This is a genomic window from Streptomyces sp. NRRL B-24572 (genome assembly GCF_002156145.1).
GTDB lineage: Bacteria > Actinomycetota > Actinomycetes > Streptomycetales > Streptomycetaceae > Streptomyces > Streptomyces vietnamensis.
Genome location: NZ_MWIG01000705.1, coordinates 1 through 3,480, shown reverse-complemented (window position 1 = coordinate 3,480; position 3,480 = coordinate 1). Strand labels below are relative to the sequence as shown.

General features: G+C 73.5%; 3 protein-coding genes. All 3 read right to left on the bottom strand.

What is annotated here, in order from left to right; genetic code table 11:
* Window positions 1-35: 35 nt before the first annotated feature.
* Window positions 36-1,172 (bottom strand): uroporphyrinogen-III synthase, encoded by a 1,137-nt coding sequence (locus CCN56_RS34030; RefSeq protein ID WP_086831685.1) that lies wholly within the window; start codon window positions 1,170-1,172, stop codon window positions 36-38.
* A gap of 84 nt (window positions 1,173-1,256) precedes the next feature.
* Window positions 1,257-2,612 carry a NarK/NasA family nitrate transporter gene (locus CCN56_RS34025; RefSeq protein WP_086831684.1) on the bottom strand — a complete coding sequence of 452 codons (1,356 nt, stop codon included), beginning with the start codon at window positions 2,610-2,612 and terminating at the stop codon, window positions 1,257-1,259.
* Window positions 2,613-2,758: 146 nt separating this feature from the next.
* On the bottom strand, window positions 2,759-3,480 hold a 722-nt coding region (locus CCN56_RS34020; protein ID WP_086831683.1), incomplete at its 5' end, for a LysR substrate-binding domain-containing protein.

Below are 3,480 nucleotides of genomic sequence, written 5' to 3'. Positions count from 1 at the left end.
GCGCGGGCCGCAGGCCCACGGCGGGGGCGGCGGGGTCAGCCGTCGTACTTCTGCTCCGGGGGCGCGTCCAGGGCCAGGCGGTACCCCCGTTTCACCACCGTCTGGATCAGGTTCGGCGTGCCGAGGGCCGTCCGGAGGCGGGCCATCGCCGTCTCCACGGCGTGTTCGTCGCGCCCCGCGCCCGGCAGCGCCCGGAGGAGGTCGGCGCGGGAGACGACCCAGCCGGGCCGGCGGGCCAGGAGGCCGAGGAGGGCCATCCCGGCGGGCGGGACGGGCCGCAGGGCGCCGTCGACGAGGACCGCGTGCCCGCGGATCTCGACGCGGTGGCCGGCGACGGGCAGGACCCGGGCGCGCCCGGGGAGCTCCCGGCAGAGGAGCTGGACGAGCGGCCCGAGCCGGAAGCGCTCGGGCTGGTGCGTGTCGATGCCCTCCGCCTGGAGCGGCAGCGCCGTCACGGGCCCCACGCACACCGCGAGCACGTCGTGCCGGAGCGCGGCGACGAGTTCGTCCCGTACGCCCTTCTCCGCCGCCCGGGAGAACAGCGACACGGCGGCCGGCGCACTGGTGAAGGTCACCGCGTCGAGCCCGCGCGCGAGGACCGCGTCGAGGAGCCGGTCGAGCGGGCCGAGGTCCTCGGGCGGCATCCAGCGGTAGACGGGGACGCCGACGACCTCCGCCCCACCCGCCGTCAAGGCCTCCACGAAGCCGGGGAGGGGCTCGCCGTGGAGCTGGAGGGCGATGCGGCGGCCCTCGACGCCCTCCGCGAGGAGCCGGTCGAGGACCTCGGCCATGGACTCGGACGAGGGCGACCAGGACTCGGTGAGCCCGGCGGCCCGTACGGCCCCCTTGACCTTCGGCCCGCGGGCGAGGAGCTCGACGCCCCGCAGCACGTCGAGGAGCTCCTCCCCGCACCCCCATCCCTCGGCCGCCTCGACCCATCCCCGGAAGCCGATCGCCGTGGTGGCGACGACGACGTCCGGGGCGTGGCCGATGAGTTCCTTGGTGGCGGCGAGGAGTTCGGTGTCGTCGGCGAGCGGCACGATCCGCAGGGCGGGGCCGTGGACGACGGCGGCGCCGCGTCGGCGCAGCAGCGCGATCAGCTCGTCGGCGCGTCGTGCCGCGGTGACGCCGACCGTGAAGCCCGCGAGGGGGCCGTGTTCTTGCTCGTCCATGGGGTCCGAGCCTGACGGGGACGCGTGACGGTCCGGGTTCGCGCGTATTTCCTGGTCGTTACGGTCCACGTCGGGCATCGGACGTCACACCCTCGCGAATCCGGGCCGGGACTCCGGATCCGTGACCGCTTCCACGGCATCGGGAACGGTGACCGGCGCCCGAAGGTATACCGCCCAGGTGACCAGCATGCAGGCCGCGTAGAAGGCGAGGAAGGCGACGAAGGCGGCGGTGCCGGTGCCGGCGGTCTGGAAGGACTGGCGGAAAGCGAGGTTGATGCCGAGTCCGCCGAGCGCGCCGACGGCGCCGATGAGCCCCATGGAGGCCCCGGAGAGCCGTCGCCCGTAGGCCTCGGCGGGCTCGCCCACCAGCCCCTTGCGGTGCCCCTGGGCGAGGAAGATCGCCGGGATCATCTTGTACGTGGAGCCGTTGCCGAGGCCGCTGAGGACGAAGAGTCCGATGAAGCCGACGAGGAAGACGGGGAGGGACTCGACGACGGAGGCGTAGATGACGACTCCGGTCGCGACGGCCATCGCGGCGAAGGTCCACAGGGTGATGCGGGCGCCGCCGTGCCGGTCGGCGAGGGAGCCGCCGAGGGGCCGGATGAGGGAGCCGAGGAGCGGGCCGACGAAGGTGAGCGAGGCGGCCTGGAGCGGGGTGCGGCCGAACTGGGTCTGGAGGACGAGGCCGAAGGCGAAGCTGTAGCCGATGAAGGAGCCGAAGGTGCCCACGTACAGGAAGGCCATGATCCAGGTGTGCCGGGCCCGTACGGCTTCCCTCGCGGCGCCGGTGTCGTTCTTCACGGGGGCGAGGTTGTCCATGAAGAGCGCGGCGCAGACGGCGGCGACGACGATGAGCGGCAGGTAGACGCCGAGCACGATCCTCGGGTGCATCGCGCCGGCGGTGCCGATGACGAGGAGGCCGACGAGCTGGACGACGGGGACGCCGATGTTGCCGCCGCCCGCGTTGAGGCCGAGCGCCCAGCCCTTCTTCCGGAGCGGGAAGAAGGCGTTGATGTTGGTCATCGAGGAGGCGAAGTTGCCGCCGCCGACGCCGGTGAGGGCGGCGACGAGGACGAAGGTGGTGTACGAGGTGCCGGGGTGCATCACCGCGAAGGCGAGGCCGGTGGGCAGCAGGAGCAGCAGGGCGCTGAAGATCGTCCAGTTGCGGCCGCCGAAGCGGGCGACGGCGAAGGTGTACGGGATGCGGATCAGCCCGCCGACGAAGGTGGCGGTGCCGATGAGGAAGAACTTGCCGGCCGGGTCGACCCCGTACTGCGGTCCCATGAAGAGGACCATGACCGACCACAGGCTCCAGACGGAGAAGCCGATGTGCTCGGAGAGGACGGAGAAGAGGAGGTTCCGCCGCGCGATCCGTTCCCCCTTCTCGCGCCAGAAGGTCTCGTCCTCCGGTTCCCAGCGTTCGATCCAGCGGCCACCCATCTCGCACCTCCACGGAGTCGGATCCCTGATGCGACCGACGCTAGGGAGGGCGCGTTTCAGGCCGGTGCCGTGAGGTGACGGTGGCGGAACCTTGCTCTCACCCGGAGCGCACGAGCCCTGTGAGCGCCCCTCCCCCCTCCCCCGTCCTACGCGGGCAGTCCCGGCTCCGCCTCCGGCAGCCAGGAGCCGGGCGGGCGCTCCAGCCAGCCCTCCCGGGCGCCCAGCTCCGCGGCCGCCCTGCGGAGGGCGTCCAGGCCGGGGTGGCGGAGTCCCTTGCGCCACACGAGGCTCACGGGCGAGAGGGGGACGGGGTCGACGAGCGGCCGGATCACACAGTCCGGCATGGGCGGGAAGTCGACGACGGCGAGGACCGGGTCGCGGTACTTGGCCATGAGCCGGCGGAACTCCTCCTTGCCGACGGCGAGCGGCGCGGGCGGGGCGATCTCGATGCCCCGGCCGGCGAAGAGGCGGGCGGCGAGGTCGGTCCACTCGGGGGTGCGGTCGTTTCCGGCCCCGGCGTAGATCCGCTCCCCGGCGAGGCGGGCGAGCGGCACCTCGGGCAGGCCGGCGAGCGGGTGGTCATCGGGGAGGATCACCGCCATCGGCTCGTACCGGACGAACTGGACGTCGAGCCGGGCCCGGAGGCGGGCGTCGAGTCCTCCGTACCGGCCGAAGGAGGTGTCGATCCGCCCGGCGAGGATCTCCCGCACGGCTCCGGTGAGCCCACTCTCGTAGCGGGCCATCAGCTCCTGCTCCGGGGCGAGTTCGCGGGCCCGGCGCAGGACGTCCTCCGGGGCGAGTCCGGGGCTGTTGAGGTCGACGAGGAGCGGCCGGGGCGCGGCGCGGAAGGCGTCGTCCAGCTCGTCGT